17 protein-coding genes and 1 tRNA gene are annotated in these 22,530 nt (G+C 36.8%); 8 read left to right on the top strand and 10 right to left on the bottom strand.

Annotated features, from left to right (window positions below):
• A partial coding sequence (locus tag CCAND38_RS05480) for an HYR domain-containing protein (protein ID WP_042344241.1) occupies positions 1-3,818 on the bottom strand: 3,818 nt, incomplete at its 3' end.
• Positions 3,819-4,078: 260 nt separating this feature from the next.
• Here CCAND38_RS05480 and ald point away from each other — a divergent pair.
• Complete coding sequence (gene ald, locus CCAND38_RS05475) at positions 4,079-5,191, top strand: alanine dehydrogenase (protein WP_042344240.1); 1,113 nt, start codon at positions 4,079-4,081, stop codon at positions 5,189-5,191.
• Positions 5,192-5,421: 230 nt separating this feature from the next.
• Here the strand turns inward: ald and rplS are convergent, their stop codons facing one another.
• The 3 genes from rplS to CCAND38_RS05460 form a co-directional block, all read right to left on the bottom strand.
• Positions 5,422-5,769: a 50S ribosomal protein L19 gene (rplS, locus tag CCAND38_RS05470; protein ID WP_042006040.1), complete on the bottom strand. Its 348-nt coding sequence runs from the start codon at positions 5,767-5,769 to the stop codon at positions 5,422-5,424.
• Between the two features lie 106 nt (positions 5,770-5,875).
• Positions 5,876-7,774 carry a LysM peptidoglycan-binding domain-containing protein gene (locus CCAND38_RS05465; RefSeq protein ID WP_042344239.1) on the bottom strand — a complete coding sequence of 633 codons (1,899 nt, stop codon included), beginning with the start codon at positions 7,772-7,774 and terminating at the stop codon, positions 5,876-5,878.
• A gap of 167 nt (positions 7,775-7,941) precedes the next feature.
• Positions 7,942-8,703 (bottom strand): creatininase family protein, encoded by a 762-nt coding sequence (locus tag CCAND38_RS05460; RefSeq protein WP_042006038.1) that lies wholly within the window; start codon positions 8,701-8,703, stop codon positions 7,942-7,944.
• A gap of 92 nt (positions 8,704-8,795) precedes the next feature.
• Between CCAND38_RS05460 and trpS the strand changes: the two genes are divergently transcribed.
• The 4 genes from trpS to CCAND38_RS05440 all read left to right on the top strand — a co-directional run bounded on the left by trpS (position 8,796) and on the right by CCAND38_RS05440 (position 14,325).
• Positions 8,796-9,764: a tryptophan--tRNA ligase gene (trpS, locus tag CCAND38_RS05455; RefSeq protein ID WP_042344238.1), complete on the top strand. Its 969-nt coding sequence runs from the start codon at positions 8,796-8,798 to the stop codon at positions 9,762-9,764.
• Between the two features lie 20 nt (positions 9,765-9,784).
• Entirely contained in the window at positions 9,785-10,600 is an 816-nt protein-coding gene (locus CCAND38_RS05450) for a 2,3,4,5-tetrahydropyridine-2,6-dicarboxylate N-succinyltransferase (RefSeq protein ID WP_042344237.1), read from the top strand.
• 96 nt (positions 10,601-10,696) lie between these two features.
• A complete protein-coding gene (locus CCAND38_RS05445; protein WP_042344236.1) occupies positions 10,697-11,428 on the top strand; it encodes a YggS family pyridoxal phosphate-dependent enzyme in 732 nt (243 codons plus the stop codon).
• A 47-nt stretch (positions 11,429-11,475) separates the two neighbouring features.
• Positions 11,476-14,325, top strand: a complete 2,850-nt coding sequence (locus tag CCAND38_RS05440; RefSeq protein ID WP_042344234.1) for a DEAD/DEAH box helicase — start codon at positions 11,476-11,478, stop codon at positions 14,323-14,325.
• A gap of 301 nt (positions 14,326-14,626) precedes the next feature.
• Here the strand turns inward: CCAND38_RS05440 and CCAND38_RS05435 are convergent, their stop codons facing one another.
• A complete protein-coding gene (locus CCAND38_RS05435; protein ID WP_042344249.1) occupies positions 14,627-16,393 on the bottom strand; it encodes an aminopeptidase P family protein in 1,767 nt (588 codons plus the stop codon).
• A 93-nt stretch (positions 16,394-16,486) separates the two neighbouring features.
• Here CCAND38_RS05435 and CCAND38_RS11510 point away from each other — a divergent pair, with 93 nt between their 5' ends.
• The 3 genes from CCAND38_RS11510 to CCAND38_RS11615 all read left to right on the top strand — a co-directional run bounded on the left by CCAND38_RS11510 (position 16,487) and on the right by CCAND38_RS11615 (position 17,340).
• The gene (locus CCAND38_RS11510; protein ID WP_082023492.1) at positions 16,487-16,666 is read left to right on the top strand and encodes a hypothetical protein; all 180 of its coding nucleotides are present in this window, start codon (positions 16,487-16,489) and stop codon (positions 16,664-16,666) included.
• Between the two features lie 52 nt (positions 16,667-16,718).
• A complete protein-coding gene (locus tag CCAND38_RS11620; RefSeq protein WP_156129771.1) occupies positions 16,719-16,886 on the top strand; it encodes a hypothetical protein in 168 nt (55 codons plus the stop codon).
• A 106-nt stretch (positions 16,887-16,992) separates the two neighbouring features.
• Complete coding sequence (locus CCAND38_RS11615) at positions 16,993-17,340, top strand: transposase (RefSeq protein ID WP_156129770.1); 348 nt, start codon at positions 16,993-16,995, stop codon at positions 17,338-17,340.
• A gap of 210 nt (positions 17,341-17,550) precedes the next feature.
• On the opposite strand, the gene CCAND38_RS05425 is transcribed toward CCAND38_RS11615, so the two are convergent.
• The 5 genes from CCAND38_RS05425 to CCAND38_RS05405 form a co-directional block, all read right to left on the bottom strand.
• A tRNA-Ile gene (locus CCAND38_RS05425) sits at positions 17,551-17,624 on the bottom strand.
• Between the two features lie 105 nt (positions 17,625-17,729).
• Positions 17,730-18,629 (bottom strand): DUF1835 domain-containing protein, encoded by a 900-nt coding sequence (locus tag CCAND38_RS05420; protein WP_042344231.1) that lies wholly within the window; start codon positions 18,627-18,629, stop codon positions 17,730-17,732.
• Positions 18,630-18,770: 141 nt separating this feature from the next.
• A complete protein-coding gene (locus tag CCAND38_RS05415) occupies positions 18,771-20,990 on the bottom strand; it encodes an NADP-dependent isocitrate dehydrogenase (protein ID WP_042344229.1) in 2,220 nt (739 codons plus the stop codon).
• Positions 20,991-21,195: 205 nt separating this feature from the next.
• Positions 21,196-21,867, bottom strand: a complete 672-nt coding sequence (locus tag CCAND38_RS05410; protein WP_042344227.1) for a spermidine synthase — start codon at positions 21,865-21,867, stop codon at positions 21,196-21,198.
• Positions 21,864-22,361: a hypothetical protein gene (locus CCAND38_RS05405; RefSeq protein ID WP_042344225.1), complete on the bottom strand. Its 498-nt coding sequence runs from the start codon at positions 22,359-22,361 to the stop codon at positions 21,864-21,866. The genes CCAND38_RS05410 and CCAND38_RS05405 overlap by 4 nt, the downstream gene beginning before the upstream one ends.
• Positions 22,362-22,530 lie beyond the last annotated feature (169 nt).

Here is a 22,530-nt window from a genome sequence, read left to right as displayed (position 1 = left end):
TACGGACATCCTTGGAATGGAGCTGGGCAGGAGCCATTGGCTCGTTGCCATATAAAGTTAGTGTTTTGGAAACTCACCGTCAATAGTCGTGAATTCGATTCACACAAGAAAAATAAACTCGTCCAAAGTCCGTTGTTCGAACACACCATACCGATATTGTTTGCCAATGCTCTTATTGGGTCAATGGCTACAGCAGGAGCTACTAAATTGACAGTTTCTGAGTTAGTTACCGTTATTCCGCTGCAAGTGTTGGTTTTGATAACTTTGTAGATTCCCGCTCCGCTACTTGTTAAAGAGGCGGTGTTAGCTCCAGGAATTGCAACACCATTTTTGTACCACTGATAACTGTCAAAGCCTTCCGTTGAAGTAAGAACAACCTCTTCACCACAGAATAATTCCTGACGCTGACAACTGTCGGTGTTAATTTTGATAGTAGTTGTGTGTGTGCGCATTTGCGGAGCCAAACTACAACCCGCAGGGCCACCTCCAAAAACTACAGAAGTATTTGCTAACAGATGATCCAAGCATGGTTTAATAGCTTGTTCACAACCTCCAGTGATTCTTAATGGAATACGGATTATTCGTTCAGCAGATGCTTGTCGTAAGGTTTCGCCAGGAATGACAAATTGGTAGGTACGACTCGCCGTGTCATAGGTGTATGTAGGCACAAAACTTCCCATTGAGGCTGCTGTTAGCATCGGGCTTCCGTCTAAAGTAACATTGCTGTTTGATGGTAACACTACAGTCATCGTAGCAGTAGTGATGTGCTCACCACCACTGTTTCTGTAGCGGATCTCATATAAGAACGCATCAGAAGTCGGAGATAATTCGGATAAAGGCGTATTACTACCATTCACATAACGAGATGTCAAACTAAGATCCAAAGCGTTCGAAAGAACTGTTACCAAGAAAGTACGGGTGGTTGTGTTTCCTGATAAATCTGTAAAAGTATAGGTAACGGTAGTTACACCCAAAGGAAACTCATCTCCTGGAGTATGCGTACTACTTACTGTTACAGGCGGACAGTTATCCGTAGCCGATACCGTCCATGAAACAGGAGCTAAACATCGTCCCAAAGGTAGCCTTTGTGTGATGTCAGGTATTGGTGCCACAACAGGAGCCTCATCATCATGAGGAATGGTGATTGTACGTCTCAAGGATTTGATTTCTCCTTGATTACAAATTATGGATTGTTTTAAGTTATATTCCACCTCAAAGGTGGTCGTTTTAGTTACAGTAGTTAGGAACACACGTCCAGTATGTAATGCTCCACCCACTCGATTGTCTTGTTCATCTAGCTTGAACCAACGAATGTCGTACAGAGATTCAATTCCCGTGAAGTTCAAAATAACATTTGCAGGGGAACAAACATCGGGGCGGTTTACCAGTGGAATCATACGAGGAGGATAGAAGTTATTTGCTAACACTTCTACATCTTTCGGCACTGAACCACAACGATGTGCCGTAATCACTTTGTATTTCCCTGTTGGAATGTTAGAGAACACATGGGATGTTCCTCCTGACGAATATGTTTGTGACGCTACTACAGCATTCGTTATAGGGTTTATCAACGAATAAGTCAATGGATAGGAAATAACATGAGGATTATTGATGTTTACAGCCACGTATGCTGGTGTGGAAGCATCGCAAGATGAGCTAATAATATCCGGATCAATAATTTCTTGTTCTTTAATTTCGAAGTATGCGTAATCTCTAAAATTTTGTGCATACGTGCTACCATGGAAATACGGATTTCCGTTCAACGCCTCTTCTAAGAAAGAATAACCTGAATGAGAACTTTTTGAACCATTGGGAGCTATATAGGTGTAATAATAATTATAAAACTCCACTCGATATTCTCCTGTAGGGATGTTTACAAAGGTGTTGGTATATCCAGAAATACGAGGATGAGTTGTTGTCATAGAAACCCAAGTGACAACTCCTGATGCATTGACTGTTTTTCGCTGTAGCGTTGCTTGCATGTTTCTTGCCAGGGGGTCATTTCGATCAAAGTTATAGGTATAAGTCCCTAATTGACAATCCTTAGTGATTGTTTCCTGATACTTTATTGGAAGACGCCCTGTAACGGTTAATGTTTTCGAAGCTATATTTCCACAAGCATCTGTCACGGTTACTATGTATTCCCCAGGAGGTAGATCACCGATGTTGCGTGTCCCTCCATTGTTTGTAAATTCGATAGGGAATTTTACCGTGCGAGTGTAGGTGTCTGTTTCTAATGGTAATTTAGTTTGGAAAGATACAGAAGTTTGACCATCTGTACGTGCCAAATGCAGTTTCATATTGTTACCATAAAAGTAATTGTAGATATAACCTGTACCCTCATAAATACCAAGACCAGGCTGCAAAACATTTATCGTATTCTCTAATGGAGGTTTAGGAAGGGGAGGGACTTTAATCTCAACTTCTTTTTCTGCGTCAGGGTAACAACCTTCGTGAGCATTCAACCTATACTTCACCTTGTATTTCCCAGCTCCATGGGCTGTTACGTCAATGTGATTATTAGATTTTATGATACCTGTAGTCAAAGGGCCTGTCCAAGTGTTAGTGCCTTCGTCGAATTTATATACATCCACATGGTTCATCAAATCGGTATTATTTTTTACCGCCCATCTTATGTGGAAAGACATTCGTTTATTATTGTCTGTTGGGAACATTAGGTGGTTGTATGTTCTGAATCCATTGTATTTGTTAACATAAATATATAATTTCTCTACGGGTATACAATCAGCTGTTCGAGAGATACCATAGGAAACAGTTGGAGCTGCTTGTTGGGTCACTTCTTCAAACTTGAAATGGTCGTCTCGTTCAAAAATAGGCGGTACGGTGAGTATGTTAACTCGTACTCTCACTTTAATTTCATCATTTTCTTCAAAGGCATAATCTGTGTAGTACCACCCCCCTGAAAAGCTGGATGAAAAATCCGTGATAGTTCCTTTGGTCACGTTCTCCACCACAAAAGTACCCGACTGTTTCATCAGGTTGTCAAGTACAGTTCTTTCCGCACCGCTTAAGTTCGAGTAGATGTATCCACCTCCCGTAAGCAAATGAGAACTGTACGTCATTCTGTACTTACAGACTCCAGAAGGGTCTCTCTCAAAACTCTGAGGCTTTACTCCTACCCCTAAGCATTCATAGTTTTGTACTATTGTCCCCGTCATAACCATCGGAATTCGGCGTGTTTCCCCACATTGTACAACATCTCCTGCCAAATCCTCTATTACCAATACTACATTTCCTAACGGGATGGAATTAGAGCCTGACCCTTCGATGCTTATTACATTGCTTCCCGTAGGTCGTGCAAAATCTTCGGGAGCATATAAAACATTTCCGTTAGGATCTTCAACACTCACTCTAAAAGGACCAGTCCCTCCTGTAGGTATTCTAAATGTGATTTTACCGTTTCTCTGAGTTAAACATGTAGGAGGGGATTGTTTAATCTCCTGAATGTTCATTATCACGTAGGAGCTGGTTACGTTAACTATCTTAGGAGCAGTTTGTATACCAGAATCCTGATCCATAACTGTTACGGTGTACGTTCCAGCGCGTAAAGCATTAAAGGTGTAGGAAGCAGGAGTTCCCGTCAATTGTTGATATTCAACGTTTCCGGTTCCTTCTGGTGGTGTCAGAACCGCCAAATAGTTTCCTGTACAACCAGCAGGTAATTCTACCTTTAAAGTTGCATCAGAAAAACACGATCCGGGAGTAGGTGTTGCCGTGAAACTATCAATACACGGGGTCTGAGCCTGTGTTACCCAAACAGTGCATAAAAAAACAAATGTTAGTAAAAGATTTTTCATATAGGTTGAATCTTATTAGTTCATTTTTCTATCACCGCCATGAGTAACACATAAAAAAAGTGAAACACAGCTATGTAGAAAATATTCGATATGCAAATATATATTTTTTAATGGATTTTCTCATAAAAAAACTTCTTTTTAGCGAAAATTTAATGCGTTTATAAATAATCAGTTAAATTTTTCATCTTAATTTTTCAATACTTTTGTTTGTTTTCTTTTTTTTTGTAATTTTATGGCTTCAATTTTAATATGTATTTATTATGATAATAGGAATTCCAAAAGAGATTAAAAACAACGAAAATCGTGTTGGAGCCACTCCAAGTGGCGTGAATGAACTTGTAAAATTCGGACATACGGTTTATGTCCAGAAAACGGCGGGTGAAGGCAGTGGATTTTCTGATGAGGAATATGTGGAAGCTGGAGCTAAGTTGTTGCCAACTATAGAGGAGATTTATGCTCAATCGGAAATGATTTACAAAGTGAAAGAACCTATTGCGGTTGAATATGATTTAATACGTGAAAACCAATTGATTTTCACCTATTTCCATTTTGCAGCAGAAGAAGCTCTTACCCATGCTATGATAAAACAAAAAGCTGTATGTTTGGCATACGAAACGGTCACTGAAAACAATACTTTGCCACTACTAACTCCCATGTCCGAAGTGGCAGGACGTATGGCAGCTCAGCAAGGAGCTCGTTTTTTAGAAAAACCTCAAGGAGGACGAGGGGTGCTTATGGGCGGAGTGCCAGGAGTTCATCCAGCTCGTGTACTGGTATTAGGCGGTGGAGTGGTAGGTTATAATGCCGCTATCATAGCCGCAGGATTAGGTGCTAATGTGCTGATAGCGGATATTTCGCTTCCAAGGCTACGTTTGTTGGATTCAATTTTACCTAAAAATATAAAAACTTTGTTTGCATCCCAGTACAATATCAAGCAAGAACTGGCTCATTGCGATTTAGTTATTGGAGCAGTGTTGGTTCCTGGAGCAAAAGCACCTTATTTAATCACTCGTGATATGCTCCAATTGATGAAAAAAGGTTCTGTATTGGTGGATGTTGCTATTGACCAAGGAGGATGTTTTGAAACTTCACGAGTAACAACCCACAGCAACCCTGTGTATGAAGTTGATGGTATCGTTCACTATTGTGTAGCCAACATACCTGGAGCTGTTCCTTACACTTCTACGTTGGCTCTAACAAACGCTACACTTCCGTATGCTATTGATTTGGCAAACAAAGGATGGAAACGAGCTTGTCAAGACAACCGAGGTTTAGCTGAAGGATTGAATATTATCCAAGGAAAAGTAGTTTACCAAGCTGTAGCAAATACCTTTGGATTAGAGTATACACCAGTAAGTGAATTTCTAAAATAATGCGAGGAGTATAGTGATTACGTAGCAAAGAAACTATTCTCTTGTAAAAATATAGAAGAAAATAGGCTTAAAAAATAGATCTTTGTGACTTTTTAAAAGTTAATTTATTCTAATTCAGGTTGTTACAGATTAAATTTAACTCGAACGATTTTTTTTGGATAGCCTTAAATAAAAAAAGTGAAAAATGAGTTTGAAATTCATTTTTCACTTTTACATATTCACTAATTCGATTAGCGAACTTCTTTAATACGAGCTTTTTTACCTGTAAGTCCTCTAAAGTAGTAGATTCTTGCACGTCTAACTTTACCTCTTTTGTTCACTTCGATTTTTTGAAGAGCAGGTAAATTGAAAGGGAAAATACGCTCTACACCTACTGTTCCAGACATTTTTCTGATAGTAAATGTTTCAGTAGCTCCGCTTCCTTTACGTTGAATCACTACGCCTTTGAAAAACTGTGTACGTTTTTTATCTCCCTCTTTAATTTCATAGTACACTGTGATAGTGTCACCTGATGAAAATTCAGGAAAATCCTTTCTTTCTACAAAATTGTCTTGTACGTACTTTAATAAAGGTTCCATAAAAATTTAAAATATAATTTAGTTATCATTGGGCAACATTCACGTCTTTCGCCAGAGGTTGACCAAATCGGGTGCAAATTTAGATATTATTTTTGAAAATACAAGTTTATTTTACTTCTTTTACTTCCATATTTTCGTATTTAACGATGAAAACACCTTGGTTTTCGTAACCTCCACCTTTGTAAGGGTTGCGTTGATAGGCAAATTTATTTTCTAAGTAGGAAGTTTCGCCCACATGTGATGTTGATTGTTCAAAGTTTCCAGTAACTCCTAATCGCAGTACGGCATCCATTGTAATGTCAAATCCTCTAATAGCATATCGATTAGGCAAAACACCATATGTTTTCACATAGCGTTGCGAAAAACTGTCATCTCCGTTGGAGTATTTATTGAAAGTAGGATAGGTGAACTGCAAATCCGACAACTGATTGTTAGAAATGTTATTAGAGTCAAAAACACTTCCTCTATCAATAGTAGCCAAGATGATTTTTGGAGAAATATCGTTCTTTTTAAGAGATAAAGCTCCGTGTAGCACACGCACCGCGTTGGACACATAGCCAATGTCATTGGATTGAATCAAAACAAAATTCAGACGGTTGTAATCAATGGCATTAGGAATTGATTTTGCAGTAACTTCAGTAACGATTTTTGCGTTCGGAAAACTACTTGCTAATCGTTCACGAATCGCAGTGTTCTTAGAGTCTGCCAAAATCAAAATGTTTGCATCTGAGTGATTTTCAGAAATGTAAGTAATCATTTTGTTTTGTTGTACCTCATCAGTTGGAAGTGTTTGAAATACGTTTGGGTTTAAATCAATATTTCGGTTTGATAGAGGAGCCAATACCGCAACATTGGTAATATGTTTTGTCAGATCATTAAAGGATTTCGCTGAAAAAGGGCCAATAATTAGCTGTGAGTTTAGCAAATTCTCATCGGCGATTATATTTTTTATGTTGTTATTTTCACTGTCAAACACATTGACTTTAAACGAATACCCCATTTTTTGTAATGAATCTAAGGCAATCATAGCTCCCGAATAGAAATCCGTTGCCATAGGCGTGGCACGATTGTCTCCTAAGCGTGTACGAAGTGCGGCAGATTTGTTTTCTTCCGAAATATCTGATATTCTGAAAGGAAGCACAAAAGATAACTGACGTACATTTTCTGTCGATGATAGCGATTGCACATTTTGATTCGAATCTGGAAAACTTTTTTCCTCAAAAGAGGTCATTGAATAGCGATATCGATTGTAATTTTCCTTCGGAATCCAAATTTGAGTATCGGCCTTTACACCATCTTTTAATTCAGGATTCAATTTGATAAGTTCTGCCTCTGACAAGCCAAATTTACGTTGCAAACTATAAAAACCCTCAGCTTTTTCTACAGCGTAAGGCACTAAATCCGTTCTATGATTTGGTTTTGAGGCAACACTTTCAACGGCAGGTACCCAAATTTCTTGGCCATCTTTGAGGTTACTTGCCGTAACTCCACGGTTCATTTTTTCTAATTCTGCTTGACTGATGTTATGTTCACGAGCGATACGCCACAGGGTTTCTTGAGGTTTTACTACGTATTTTTTTTGTCCTTGCACACCTTTTTCAACAGTCCCAGTAGCTCTACTGAAAATAGGAATTGAGATTAGTTCTCCTTCTTGTAATCCACGTGTATATAAATCAAAATTATACCGTTTAATATCATCGATGGTGATGTTGTACTTTTGAGAAAGCCCGAAGAATGTTTCTTTAGCTTCCACTGTATGCGGTATAAATCCCATTGGGCGTTGTGTACTGTAATATTTTACCTTTCCACTTGGAATAACAATCACCATACCCTTTTTCATACTATCTTTAAGTCCTGGATTTTGCTTAAAAATATCGGATGGTGACACACGATAAGTCTTAGCAATGTGGTCAATACTCTCATTTGCTTTAATTGTATGGGTCTGCTGTTGGGCGAAGATCACCCCAAACAAGAGGAAAAAAACGATAGAGGTAATTTTTTTCATATTTGTATTACACTTTTTTTAGTAATTGAATGCACAAAGATATTGCATTCATTGAGAATAAACGCAATAAACTCAAAAAATTAATATTTTTTTAACCTCAGCATCAACAGTCTTTACTTTCAATAGAGGAAAGCGATGCGGAGAATCAGTATGAGGTTAGATTCTGACTATTCGTATGGGTGCTCAACATCCAGTTTTTCCAACTGAATGAACACATTAGCAATTTTTTCAGTGATGAACTTAAAATATCGCTCTCCTTTTTCAGCGGTAGCTAATTTAGGGTTACCGACACCTGTGTCGGCAGTGATTTTTGACCATTTGCGTTCTGACCACATCCAACCTTCTGTAAATTCTTTTATTTTATGTTTCTTCTCTTTACCTTCGCCTGCCTCAGACAGAGGAAGTACTAATTCAGGACGCAGGTACATTAGCAAACTGGTTTCCATCTCATCGGCATGGTCGCCAATTTGGTCAAAATAGTTTTTTTTCTCTCCATTTTGAAACCAATTGCACACAGAAATATGCATTTTAGGAAATTTTAGTCCTAATTCTCGTAGAATAGGCTTGAAATCATTACCGCCGTGGCTGTTGAGTACCACTAATTTATGAATGTTCTGGCGGTTGAGGGTTTCGACAATGTCCGAAAGTAAAATCAATTGAGTGCTTGGATTGATATTGATATCTAAGGTAATGTCAGCTTGTCCCGTATTTACTCCGAAAGGTATGGCAGGAAGTACGATGATTCTACAACCTTGTTCCCATGCAATTCGTGCCGATTCAGAAGCAATACATTCCGATTCAATTACATCGGTGGCATAAGGTAAATGGTAGTTGTGGGCTTCCGTAGCTCCCCAAGGTAAAACGGCTATGCTAAAATTAGTTTTTTGGATAGTCTTCCAATTTGTTTCTGCTAAGATATATGGTCTCATTTTGAGTAATTTTGATTTAAGTAGCATACAAAGTTACAAATAATAAAAATGATTTTGTACTTTTGTAGACTTTATTTAAAAAAACAAAGAATATGGCACGAATTTTAACCGGCATTCAAAGTACAGGAACTCCCCATCTGGGCAATATACTTGGAGCAATTATGCCGGCAATAGAAATGGCTCAAAATCCTGAAAATGAATCTTTTCTTTTTATTGCGGATATGCACTCGCTTACCCAAATTAAGAACGGTCAAGAACTTAAAGCAAACACATATAGCGTAGCGGCTACGTGGTTGGCTTTTGGGTTGGATTATAATAAAATTACGTTCTATAGACAAAGTGATGTGCCTCAAACAGCGGAACTTACGTGGTATTTGAGTTGCTTTTTCCCTTACCAACGTTTGACACTTGCTCACTCATTTAAGGACAAGGCAGATCGTTTGGAAGATGTGAATACGGGGCTTTTTACGTATCCAATGTTAATGGCAGCTGACATCCTTTTGTATGATGCCCAAATTGTACCCGTAGGCAAAGATCAGTTACAACATCTCGAAATCACACGTGATGTGGCTTCGCGTTTCAACCACCAAATGGGCGAAACTTTTGTATTACCACAGGCTAAAATTGAGGAGCGAATTATGATTATCCCTGGAACAGACGGAGAGAAAATGAGTAAATCACGCAATAATTACATCAATATTTTTCTTCCAGAAAAGCAACTTCGCAAACAGGTGATGAGTATCCAAACCGATAGTATACCGCTTGAAGAACCTAAAAAACCAGATACATGTAAAGTTTTTGCTCTATATAAGCTGTTGGCTTCGGATGAACAGATACAAACTATGCGAAATCTATATGAAGGAGGAAACTATGGTTATGGACAAGCAAAACAGGTTTTGTATGAACTTATTTTAGAAAAATTCTCCGAACCGCGTCAGAAATTTCATTATTATATGGAAAATTTAGATGAATTAGAGAAAATATTACAAGAAGGTGCTTTAAAAGCACAGAAAGTAGCAACAGATGTACTAAAAAGGGTGCGTGAAAAAATAGGATATTAAAAAAACAACACTATAGCAGTATGACAGAAATAAAAAATACGATAGAAGCAGCTTGGGAAAACCGAGAGCTTCTTAAAGATGAAAGCGTACAAAACGCTATTCGTAAAGTAGTTGATTTGTTGGATAGTGGAAAGTTGCGTGTGGCAGAACCTACTGAAAACGGATGGCAGGTAAATGAATGGGTTAAGAAAGCCGTTGTGATGTACTTCCCGATACAGAAAATGGAAACCTTAGAAGCGGGAATTTTTGAGTATCACGACAAAATTCCGTTGAAGAGAGGCTATGAAGAGAAAGGAATCCGTGTAGTTCCTAATGCAGTCGCTCGGCATGGAGCTTATATTTCAAAAGGCGTGATTTTGATGCCAAGCTACGTTAATATAGGTTCATATGTAGATGAAGGCACCATGGTTGATACCTGGGCAACTGTAGGAAGTTGTGCTCAAATTGGGAAAAATGTACATTTGAGCGGAGGTGTTGGTATTGGAGGGGTTTTAGAACCTTTACAAGCGGCTCCTGTGATTATAGAAGATGGTGCTTTCATTGGTTCGCGTTGTATTGTAGTGGAAGGCGTTCGAGTGGAAAAAGAAGCTGTCTTGGGAGCAAACGTGGTACTTACAGCTTCCACAAAAATCATTGATGTAACAGGAGAAACTCCAATAGAATTGAAAGGATATGTTCCAGAGCGTTCGGTAGTTATCCCAGGAAGTTACACTAAAAAATTTACAGCAGGTGAATTTCAAGTGCCATGTGCATTGATTATCGGAAAACGCAAGGCTACCACCGACAAAAAAACTTCATTGAATGACGCTTTGAGAGAATATAACGTTTCGGTGTAAATATCTATTTTTAAACTGTTTAGACTTTACCAAGTTTGATATTTCTTTACATGATATTCATGCTTGGTGAGGTCTAAATTTATTATTGTTCCCCCAATGAATCAAAATATTACTGAAAATATAAATCAAATTCAAGCACGAATTGAAAATGCTTGTCAGAAAGTAGGAAGAAATCCAAAGGAAGTAAAATTGCTTTTGGCAACCAAAACGGTTAATGCAGAGCGGATAAAAACAGTATTGAATGCAGGATATACCCTCATTGCTGAAAACAAAGTGCAAGAGGTCAAAGAAAAATATGATGCTTTGAAGGACATCCCACATACGAGTCATTTTATTGGGCATCTGCAAACTAACAAAATAAAAGAAATTCTAAGATATGATATCCGTTGTATTCAATCGCTTGACAGAATTGAACTAGCTCAAAAATTACAACAGCGATTGGCTTACGAAAATAAAAATATGGATGTTTTCATTCAGGTAAACACATCGAACGAGGCTAGTAAATTTGGAATAGCTCCAGAAAAAGCCATTGCTTTGGTGCAAGAGGTAGCTCAATTTGATCGACTACACATCAAAGGATTGATGACTATAGGTTTATTCAGTGCAAAATCAGAAGAAGTTAGACCATGTTTTCAATTATTAAAGAATTTACAATTAGAAATCAACGGATTGAACATAACAAATGTAGATGTTTCTGAACTTTCAATGGGAATGAGTAATGATTTAGAAATCGCCATTGAGGAAGGAGCAACAATCATCCGAGTTGGAACAGCTATTTTTGGAAAACGTATATATTCAGATAGTTATTACTGGAATGAAAATCATTAACACATTTTTTTTCCAAAAGTACAAACAAGAACTTCATCGCTAAGAATATGTATTTACTTTTTTTTGATTTTACGTTTGACACTGATTTTTCGGTTTATCTGCCTAATGCTTATATTGCTCAGCAAAAAGGCAAGGCGTGGTATTTTTTTAAAAAAGCTACGGATTCCGTGTTGTTAGGATTACCTGAGTTATCCATAAATTTACAACAAAAAGAGGCTTTGGTCTTGGTTAATAGCTTACAACGAACAGTATTACTGCAAAAATTTGTAAAAAAAGGCAGTTCCTTAGAAATTATTTATAAAAACATCACTCAAAAACAACTTATTCAAAGATATATTGAAGAAAAAACGGATGTTTTATTAGAGATTATTGCCAAAAATGAATTTATAACCACTTTAGAATACAGTAGTAGGGATGAAATTTTTAAAAGACGCATTCAGGTTAGTGAAAAAATCATAAAACCTTTTTTAGAGTTTGAAAAAACAAACTTAGGAATTAACTATCGTTTGTTTTTGTATGACAATGACACTAAGATGATTCCTTCGGAACAAAAAATTGAATTGTTGAACAATCAAAAATCATGGATTGTTATCAATCGAGAGTTAATGCGTGTGAATCATATTAAAGCATTGAACATAAAACCTTTTTTGAATAAAACTGAAGTTCATATTCCTGAGAAAATGGTTCATGAATATTTCGATAAGTTTCTTAAAGAAATTCTTAAGAAAGTAGAAATCAATGCCATAGGGTTCAACGTTTTACAAAAAAATAGTATTCAGTCATCGGAATTGCGTTTAGTCAATGATTTTTTTGAAAATCGCTATAAAATTTCGGTGGGATTCAATTATGGAGGTTATGTTTTTTTCAGTAACCAAGGTCGAATTTCCCATTCTGTTCTAGAAGTAGATGAAAATAACGCCATACAAATCATAACTTATAAAAGAGATACATCGTCTGAAGAAAAAATATATGATTTATTTAGGAAAATAAGTTTTGAAGAGGAAAATGGTTTATTTTTCGTTCAAAAAGAAGGTCTTTATGCGTCAGTATATCATCTTTTGGAACACAGTTCTGCTTTTATTTCTGAGAATATTAATATGAATTCCATAGAAATTGAAGGTAAAAAACTAAATAAAGACAATTTTGAGCTTATTTTTGATAACATATATACCGAAAATGATTGGTTTGATTTGAAAATCCATGTAAAAAAAGGGAATAATACGTTTCATTTTAAGGAATTAGTCAAAAATATTAAGGAAAATAATCCAGTTTATATATTGCCTGACGGAACTGTTTTTTTAATTCCCGAAGAATGGTTTGCTCGTTACGGGACAATTGTAAAATTTAGTAAAGTGAATGAAGGCAAATTGCAGTTACCTAAAAGTAACTATGCTCTGTTGAACGATACGCCTGAACTACAACCAAAACAGTTGATAAACAGTGTTGTATATGTTCCATCTCCTAACTTAAAAGCTACACTTCGACCCTATCAAAAGGAAGGTGTGCAATGGCTTTTGGATCATCATTACAACGGCTTGGGAGCATGTTTGGCGGACGACATGGGTTTAGGAAAAACCTTGCAAACCATCGCTTTGTTGGTTGATATTCACGACCGATTGCCCATGCAGGAAAATACCACTCCAACCGATTTATTTGATTGTGTGCAGCAGAAAGAACCGCTAAAAGCCTTGGTAATTTTGCCTTCATCGTTAGTGTTCAACTGGTATGACGAAACTAAACGCTTTGCACCGCATCTGAAATGTACGCAATATGTTGGTAATGAGCGTAAAGGTAAAACTAATCGTTTGCAGAATTACGATGTAATATTCACCAGCTACCCTATTGTGACACGAGACGCTAAGTTATTCCATAAACATGAATTTCGATATGTGATTTTAGATGAAAGTCAACGAATTAAAAACAAAAACTCGCAGATTTTCAAAGCTATTCACGATATCAAAGCTACGCATAAAATTTCACTCAGTGGAACACCTATCGAAAACTCCCTCAGTGACTTATGGTCGCAAATGCAATTCATAAACCCAAATATATTAGGGAGCTTTTCTCAGTTTTCGAAATATTTTAAGCAAGGCATTGAAAAGAAAAAGGATCCCATTGTTTTGGAGGAATTAAAAACAATCATCAGGCCGTTTTTGCTCCGCAGAACAAAAGAGCAAGTATTGGATGATTTGCCTGAACTTACAGAACAAATCACTTATTGTGAGCTTTCCGAGGCTCAAGAAAAATGGTATGAACGTGAAAAATCAGCAGTTCGCAATCAATTACTACAAGTTGATGGACAGATTTCGCAACTGAATGCTTTAAATATGCTCATGCGTTTACGTCAAATTAGTAATCATCCTAAATTGGTGGAGAAAAACAGCGATATACCCTCTGGAAAGTATGAAGAGGTTATTAGTTATATGGAATTAATAGCTAATTCATCACAAAAAGCATTAGTTTTTAGTAGTTTTGTGTCACATTTGGCAATTTTTGAACAATGGTGCATTGAAAATAATCTAAAATATGCGAAATTGACAGGAAGTGTACCAACGGATGAACGGAAAAAGGAAGTAGAAGCCTTTCAAAATCAACCAGAAGTTATATTCTTTTTCATTTCGCTCAAAGCAGGTGAAGTAGGGTTGAATCTCACTAAAGCCTCTCATGTGTTGCTTTTGGATCCGTGGTGGAATCCTTTTTCCGAAAAACAAGCCATTGCCAGAGCTCATCGTTTAGGGCAAAAAAACAAGGTGAACGTTATTCGTTTTGTATCAAAAAACACCATTGAGGAGAAAATCATTCGTTTGCAGGAGTCGAAAAAGGAATTGTCACAAAACATCGTGGACGATACTGCAATCATCCACGATGTGATGCAACATATTGATGAAATTCTTTAGGTTCATTTGTAAAGTATCTAATTTTCTTTCAGAGTGTTAAAAAAACAGCAGACTTCATCCCAACTGTTGGATTTCTTTCTTTTTTTGGTTGTTTTTTAGCTTTGAAAATCAGAAAAAACAATTTGGCGTCTAAAAGGTATAACTATTCTTTTCTATTTAAAAATTTTGTAGCATTGGAATTCAATTTTTAACACAAAACCCCGATTTTCGGTTTTCGCCGAACTTCGGGGATTCGTTTGTAGCAGATATATAAATTATTTATCTGATATACAGTAGCATATACTCTTTTTTTTGAACAGACCTACAGAGGTTTCACCAATTCCAAAAACCAAGTTTTCACTTCGCCTTCCAGGTGTGGAGCGATTTTCTCTTCACAAGTTTTGTGATAAGCATTCAGCCATTGCTTCTCGTCATCAGTCAAAAGTGTAGGATTAATACCAGTTGCCATAAACGGACAAAGAGTTAAGGTTTCAAAGTCACAGAATGTACCAAACTCATTTTTACAGACTTCTCTAACAGCAACTAAATTTTCATGTCGAATCCCATATTTATTTTCTAAGTAAAAACCTGGTTCATTTGAGCAAACCATTCCTGGCAATAGCTCCTGTGGGTTCATATCCTTACGAATGTTTTGAGGGCCTTCATGCACGTTCATAAAACTACCTACACCGTGTCCTGTACCATGTCCATAGTCTTTGTTATTTTTCCAAAGAGCCATACGTGCAAAAGCATCCAGCTGTACACCACGTGTTCCTTTGGGGAATTTCACCAACGAGAGTTGAATCATCCCTTTAAGAGCCAACGTACTATCGTTGATAAACTCTTGCGATACTTTTCCTAACGGTATAGTACGCGTAATATCGGTTGTCCCCTCTAAATACTGTCCTCCAGAATCCACCAAGATACTTCCTTCTGCAAACACCTCTTTGCTACCGGTTTCAGGAGCAGAATAATGCACTATAGCTCCATTTCCTTGATATCCAACAATGCTTCCAAAACTTTCTCCTACGAAATTTTCTCCAGCCGCTCGAAATTCTCTTAACTTAACCCCTATGCTGTATTCTGTCATTGGTTCTTTACCTACTTGATGTGTGAGCCAATAAAAGAATTTAGCTAAAGCTACACCGTCACGAACCATTACGGTACGGAAACCTTCTAATTCGGTAGCATTTTTTACTGCCTTCATTAAATTTCCAGGAACAGGAGATTGGATAAGCACATTCCCTTGAATTGCCCTGAAAATCGCCTGATTTGTATTTGGTGCAATAAGAATCTGTTTATCTTTTATTTCTGTAAGATATGGAAAGAAATCGGAATAAGCCCTTATCGTTACGTTTGCTTGGGTCAAATGAGCTCTTACCTCATCGGTAACTTTTTGTGTATCAACAAACAAAAAAGTATCTTCATTAGAAAGAACTATATAACCCAGAAATACAGGATTGTACGCTACATCACTCCCTCGGAGATTGAGTGTCCAAGCTACATCATCCAAAGCTGTGATAATATGGAGGTTTGCTTTTTGTTGCTTCATTTTCTCGCGGATAGCTTTCAATTTTTCTGCCACCGTTTGTCCCGCCCATTTGTCAGGATGTACAAAAATTGAATGTAAAGGACTTTTCTCTCGATTTACCCAAACTTTATTTAACAAAGGGTTGTCTTTCAGTTCAATATGTTTAGTAGCTAGTGCCTTTTCCAATTTTTCCCAAGCTACATGTGATGTTGCTAATGCATTCACAGCAACTACCGATTTCTCAGGAAGCTCTGAAAGTAACCAATCCGTATAGTCAGGTATACCTTCCACACCTTCTTTAAACAAATCAATACCCGACCCTTCAAGTTCTATAGGAGCTTGTACAAAATAACGAGAATCCGTCCACAAACCTGCTTTATCTTCGGTAATAACCACAAATCCCGCTGACCCTGTAAATCCTGAAATCCACTGACGTTCAAGCCATTCTTTTGGTAAATATTCACTTAAATGCGGATCGGCACTGAATACTACAAACGCATCCACTCCTTCGGTTTGCATTTGTTTTCGTAATAATAATAATTTCTCTGACGTTTTCATCATATATGCTTTTAATTTTATTTTCTGTACCTAATCCACAAATATAGGATTATTTTAAAAAAAAGACAAGAATTTTTAAAATATTTCGGATAGTTGTGTTTTTATACACATAAAAAACTTAGAAGTGCTTACAGAAGTTTAAAAAACAATCTGCCTTGGTTGTTTACTTGGTATGATAATTATGAATTAGGCATTCCCAATACAACTAATGCTATTGACGGTCATTTTGCTGATTTAAAGAATAAGAGACCTTTGCAAGACAAATCTCCCTAAAATAACTTTTTAATTATTTGATTGTTAGTTGATTATTTTGTATATTCGCTTTATGAAACGCAGCAAAACCCTATCCGCTATGTCCTTTGCTGCTTACGATGTAGAAAGACGCACCCGAAAAGGCTCTTTTTACGCACAAGTCGATACTATTATCGATTGGAAACCCATTTTCGCTATCATTGACCAACATTATCAAAAAGGACTTTCCCGCCTCGGGTGAAAAACCTTACGATGGACTCCTGCTGTCCAAAATGCTACTTATCGGGATGTGAAACAACCTCTCGGATGTCAAGGTAGAAGAGCATGTAAACGACAGCCTATCGGCGATGAAATTCTGCGGTATGCAGCTGGAGGATAATGTTCCGAGCTACAATGTTTTAAGTCGATTTCGCACCGAGCTTACCGAAAAGAAAGCCTTTGATTTACTACTTTCGGAAATCAATCATCAGTTAGAAAAACACAGAATTATCATTCATCAAGGCGTAAAGGTAGATGCCAGTATTACGCAGAGTTTGTTTCATTCGAAAAAGCCGAAAACTTTTGAAATTGCCCAATACCGAAAAGAAGAAGAATTGCCCGAGGGAAAAGTTGAAAAACAAGACCATTTTTTCAAGGAAGTGGCTGAATATGGGGTAGATAAGGAATCGAGATGGGTCAAAAAAGGGAGATTTTAATTAAAATAGCCTCAAAAGATTGAGAAAAAATGATGAAAAAGAACATAATTTCGAATTTTCAGAAACACATTTTCTAAAAAAATCATCCTAAATACAGGAAAAATAGAGGATAAATGGTTCTTGCAAAGGACTCAAGAAATTTATAAAAAACATTTCACACATAAAAAACAGAAAAGGCTTTACATTTCTGTAAAGCCTTGATTTTCTTTGTGGTCCCAGCTGGGCTCGAACCAGCGACCACCTGATTATGAGTCAGGTGCTCTAACCAACTGAGCTATGAGACCTGTCCACTGTAATACGGTGCAATATTACATCTTTTTTTTTTCTTACGCAAGTAAAGAAAGAGTATTTTTTACACCTTTGTATTTAAGTCGTTAAATATGAAACCTTTATAACTTCATAATTTTATTAGCAGGTTCATAATACAAAAAATTGTATTTTAAACTACCTCCAAAATAATCGTGTTCATTTCGCAGTGAGGCGTAAACATTCAACTCTTGTCGGAGTGCTTTTTCAGCATCTTCATTGATTTTTAACGGATTTAATGAAGAAAGTAAAGGTCTTAACCGATTAATCAGATTTTGATATTGAGCTGAAGCATATCCCATTTTTTGGTCGTTTTTTACCAAGTGACTTAACACAGCATCTCGGTTTCCATTGAGTTGGTAAATAGTTTCTAAAATATTTATCTCAACGTTATTTAAGCCATTCGCCACCAAAGGAAAACGTTTCAAGTGGAGTTGGATAGCATTAGGCAGTGCTGTTAAGCGAGTTTGTATGTTTTTGGTGTGTTTTTCTAATTGCAGAGGAGAATTGCTACAATAAAGTTGCCAAATGTAATCAGCATATTCGATATCATCTTGAATTAGCGGATGTCGCTGGGTGTAGGCAAGTTTTATTTTTTCAGTAGTTTGGCTGCTTGGAAGTAAATTAACCCATGACACTTGAATATTTTTGCGGTGTTGCTTTATCCATGAAATCACACCTATCATGTTAAACTGACTTTGTAAGTCTTCTGCAAACCATAATACTATTTCATCTTGTGTTTTTTGATTGCATAGGTTTCTATATTCCTTCAAAACGGTTTCAATAAACGATGATTTTTCCGTATTATATTCATTTTTAAAAAAATCATACCGATTTTTCCAAAAATGTTCACTACCTACATCAGTTGTTGTTTTTCCCTCACAAAGCATTTCGTTCCAAGTGATTACTTCCGATTTTGCGTAGGTTTGTTGCAATTTTTCAGAGGCAGATTGGTTGTTAGTAATATGTAGTACTCGTTTCATAATATCATTATTTTAGTTGTACAGACCACCCGCAAACTTACGAAAAAAAATAATATGATATATTTTTATTTTCGAAAAAAAAATAATGAAGAGTAATAAAAAAGGCTATCTTTTTCAGTTAGATAGCCTCTTTTAAATACATTAACTCAAGATTCTATTTAATGTTTTACTTGGTTGCATTGCTGCATAAGTTCGTTTTTCATTCGGAGCATAATATCCCTCAATGCTGACAGGATGTCCCTGAACGCTTACTAATTCCTCAACGATTTTCGTCTCATTATCTTTCAACGCTTGTGCTATAGAAGCAAATTCACCTGCCAATTGGTGATCTTTATCTTGATTAGCCAAAGCCTCAGCCCAATACAAAGCTAAATAGAAATGGCTTCCACGGTTATCTAATTGTCCTAATTTTCGTTGAGGTGATTTATTGTTTTCCAACACTTTTTCGGTAGCTTCACCAAGAGCATTGGCTAAAACTAAGGCTTTTGGATTGTTGAAAGTTTCTGCAAGATGCTCTAATGAAACTTCTAATGCCAAAAATTCGCCCAATGAATCCCAACGCAAGTAGTTCTCTTCCAAAAATTGCTCCACATGTTTTGGGGCAGATCCACCAGCTCCTGTTTCAAACAATCCTCCTCCGTTCATCAGAGGTACAATAGAAAGCATTTTGGCACTGGTACCTAACTCTAAGATAGGGAACAAATCAGTTAAGTAATCACGAAGTACATTTCCTGTTACAGAAATGGTATCTTCCCCTTTCTTTAGGCGTTTTAACGTATAAACAGTAGCTTCTTCTGGTGATAAAATTTGGATATTTAAACCGTTGAGATCATAATTTTTAAGATATTCCTCCACTTTTTTGATAAGTTCATTATCGTGGGCTCTGTTTTTATCCAACCAAAAAACGGCTGGAGTTTGGGTTGCTTTAGCACGTGAAACTGCCAACTTTACCCAATCTTGAATAGGCGCATCTTTCACTTGACACATACGCCAAACATCACCAACTTCTACATTATGAGACAAATAAACCACTCCATCTTCCCCAATAACGTTCACTATTCCCGTCGCAGGGATTTCAAAAGTCTTGTCGTGAGAGCCATACTCTTCCGCTTTTTGAGCCATCAGTCCTACGTTCGGAACAGTCCCCATAGTAGTTGGGTCGAAAGCTCCGTGTTCTTTACAGAATGCGATTACTTCTTTGTAAACTCCTGCATAAGAGCTATCGGGAATCACCGCCAAGGTGTCTTGAGCTTCGCCTTTGGCATTCCACATTTTTCCTGAATTGCGAATCATTGCGGGCATTGATGCGTCAATAATAACATCGCTTGGCACATGTAAATTGGTAATCCCTTTATCAGAATTTACCATTGCCAAAGCAGGTGCGTTTTCGATAGCCGTTTGAATATCTTTTTCAATAATCTCTCGTTCAGTATTTTCCAAATTCGACAGTTTAGCGATGATATCACCCCAGCCGTTATTTGCGTCCGCTCCGATTTTTTTTAGAATATTTGCGTGTTTTTCAAAAATATCGGCGAAGAAGGTACGCACTGCATGTCCAAAAATAATAGGGTCAGATACTTTCATCATCGTAGCTTTCATGTGTAATGAAAACAAAATGTTTTTATCTCTTGCCACTTGTACTTGTTCTTTTAGGAAAGTAAGCAAGGCTTTTTTGCTCATCACTGCTGCGTCAATGATTTCGCCCTTCTGTAAAGATGTTTTTTCTTTCAAGACTATTTTCTCTCCTTCAGCGGTTGTAAGCTCAATTCGTACGTTGTCTACTTTTTCTGTAGTTACCGACTTTTCACTGTGGCAAAAATCGCCTGTGGACATAGTAGCTACTTCGGTCAATGAATCTTTGCTCCAAGCGCCCATAGAATGAGGGTGTTTTTTAGCGTAGTTTTTCACTGCCTTTGGAGCTCTTCGGTCTGAATTTCCTTCGCGAAGCACTGGATTTACGGCACTTCCTTTAATTTTATCGTAACGTGTTTTAATCTGTTTTTCTCCTTCGGTAGTCGGATTTTCGGGGTAGTCAGGCAAATCGTATCCTTTGGATTGTAACTCTTTTATGGCAGCAATCAGCTGAGGTACTGAAGCACTAATGTTTGGTAGTTTAATGATGTTAGCCTCAGGTTGTGTTGCTAATTCTCCTAAAACTTTTAAAGCATCTTCCACCTGTTGTTCTTTGGTCAAAAAATCAGGGAAATTCGCCAGAATACGTCCCGCTAAGGAGATATCTTTCAACTGAAAATCAATATTTGACGAAGTCGTAAATCGTTTGATGATAGGCAATAGAGAATGGGTCGCCAATAACGGAGCTTCATCGGTTTTAGTGTAGATTATTGTTGCTTTTTGAGTCATTACTATATGATTTTTTATTAAGAAACCACAAATGTAACATTTTATTTCTAAAAAAAATAGTATTCCCTTAAAATATTTTAGCACAAATCTCAAAATAGCCATCACCTTCAAAAGAAAGTAATGAGTGCATTTCTCGTTTACGTACGAAGAAAAACGAAACGAACAAAATTATACTAAACGTATCGAAGTTTTTAATTCACGCACTTTAGGAGATAGTGTCTTTCTTAAAAATCAGTAATAACTCATTGCTTCCTTCAACATTAGGAAGAACCTTTACTGTCGCATATTTTTTGCAATACTCAACAAAACGCAGATTCCTGATGGCGTCCTCTTTTCTTACTTTCATTGTGTTAAACAGAATGATTCCGTTGTTATTCAGCAATGAAATTGTTTGATTGATAAAAGCTTTCGAAAATAGAAAATCAGGCATGTGGTTATCCTGAAAAATATCAACGACAATTAGGTCATAGGTTTGTTTTGCTGTTTTGACAAAATTCTGAGCATCATCAATTACGATGTCTAAACCATCTATATCACTGATTATAAAATACTTATTTGCAATATCAACTACTTCACTATCTAATTCAACCGCTGTCATAGCCCCTTGGTAACCTATTTCATCAATCAGAGTTCTCACAACACTTCCTCCTGCCAGTCCCATTACTAAAATACGTTCCATTTCTCGCACACGTGCGAAACCTATTTTCTTCAAGCCAAATCGCAGAATACGCTGAAGACTTCCATAGGAATAGTTCGTATTCGGTGTATCAAGTATATAGCGACCGTTGTGTAATAACACCTCCAACGACGTACTCACCTGTGAGTCTTGTTTATGTACCGAAATAGGAATAATGTAACTAAGTATTTTCTTTATCATTCGATTCTTTTGAAAGTATTTTTGGCGTGATTCACGATTGCTTTACACAGTTGAGCATCTTTCTCGTCCGTATACTGAATTTCAATAATATAAAAACCTCTTTCACTATTGATTGTATATTTCATAAACGATGTTTTACCGTCTATAATTCCTTCAAGAAAATAGTAATCTTCGTCATGAAATTCTGTATTAGAATACTTTACATTTTCACTTTTCAAATCTTGATCATACGCCTCTTTCAAATTAACCCAATCAGATTCATCATTTATGATAAATGCATGATATCCTCCAAGAAGAATATCTTTTTCAGGATATCCAAGCCGAATTCCATCTAAATGGTTCATTACAACATCCATATTCGTTGGATATTCAAACTGAAATTCGTAGTCCTGATTCAAATAAGTTTCATATGTAAACTTCGGTTCCCGTGGCTGTTGATTGTTACAACCTATCGAGATAAATATACCTACAAAAAAGATAATTAATTTATTCATATATTCTGATTTTTAATCACTTACAAACAATTTGTTACAAGAATATCAACTTTGTGCCGAATTTGATAAAGTTTCTGTTGTTGGGGTAACACATATTACTTTTATCCCTGCCTTTGTTTTGTATCTGCGGAAAGGTTATATCTACTTTAGTCTTATCACAGGCGAGCAG

This window comes from Capnocytophaga canis (genome assembly GCF_000827555.1).
Classification (GTDB): Bacteria; Bacteroidota; Bacteroidia; order Flavobacteriales; family Flavobacteriaceae; genus Capnocytophaga; species Capnocytophaga canis.
Note: the sequence above shows the minus strand (reverse complement) of the source record. Positions and strands in the feature narration are given on the sequence as shown.

Coding starts and splice junctions, on each gene's coding strand:
- trpS (WP_042344238.1), top strand. CDS start 8,796: ATGGCACGAATTTTAACCGGCATTCAAAGTACAGGAACTCCCCATCTG.
- CCAND38_RS05460 (WP_042006038.1), bottom strand. CDS start 8,703: ATGAGACCATATATCTTAGCAGAAACAAATTGGAAGACTATCCAAAAA.
- CCAND38_RS05440 (WP_042344234.1), top strand. CDS start 11,476: ATGTATTTACTTTTTTTTGATTTTACGTTTGACACTGATTTTTCGGTT.
- CCAND38_RS05435 (WP_042344249.1), bottom strand. CDS start 16,393: ATGAAAACGTCAGAGAAATTATTATTATTACGAAAACAAATGCAAACC.
- CCAND38_RS05405 (WP_042344225.1), bottom strand. CDS start 22,361: ATGAATAAATTAATTATCTTTTTTGTAGGTATATTTATCTCGATAGGT.
- ald (WP_042344240.1), top strand. CDS start 4,079: ATGATAATAGGAATTCCAAAAGAGATTAAAAACAACGAAAATCGTGTT.
- CCAND38_RS05415 (WP_042344229.1), bottom strand. CDS start 20,990: ATGACTCAAAAAGCAACAATAATCTACACTAAAACCGATGAAGCTCCG.
- CCAND38_RS11620 (WP_156129771.1), top strand. CDS start 16,719: ATGAAACGCAGCAAAACCCTATCCGCTATGTCCTTTGCTGCTTACGAT.
- CCAND38_RS05445 (WP_042344236.1), top strand. CDS start 10,697: ATGAATCAAAATATTACTGAAAATATAAATCAAATTCAAGCACGAATT.
- CCAND38_RS05420 (WP_042344231.1), bottom strand. CDS start 18,629: ATGAAACGAGTACTACATATTACTAACAACCAATCTGCCTCTGAAAAA.
- CCAND38_RS05465 (WP_042344239.1), bottom strand. CDS start 7,774: ATGAAAAAAATTACCTCTATCGTTTTTTTCCTCTTGTTTGGGGTGATC.
- CCAND38_RS11615 (WP_156129770.1), top strand. CDS start 16,993: ATGAAATTCTGCGGTATGCAGCTGGAGGATAATGTTCCGAGCTACAAT.
- rplS (WP_042006040.1), bottom strand. CDS start 5,769: ATGGAACCTTTATTAAAGTACGTACAAGACAATTTTGTAGAAAGAAAG.
- CCAND38_RS05450 (WP_042344237.1), top strand. CDS start 9,785: ATGACAGAAATAAAAAATACGATAGAAGCAGCTTGGGAAAACCGAGAG.
- CCAND38_RS05410 (WP_042344227.1), bottom strand. CDS start 21,867: ATGATAAAGAAAATACTTAGTTACATTATTCCTATTTCGGTACATAAA.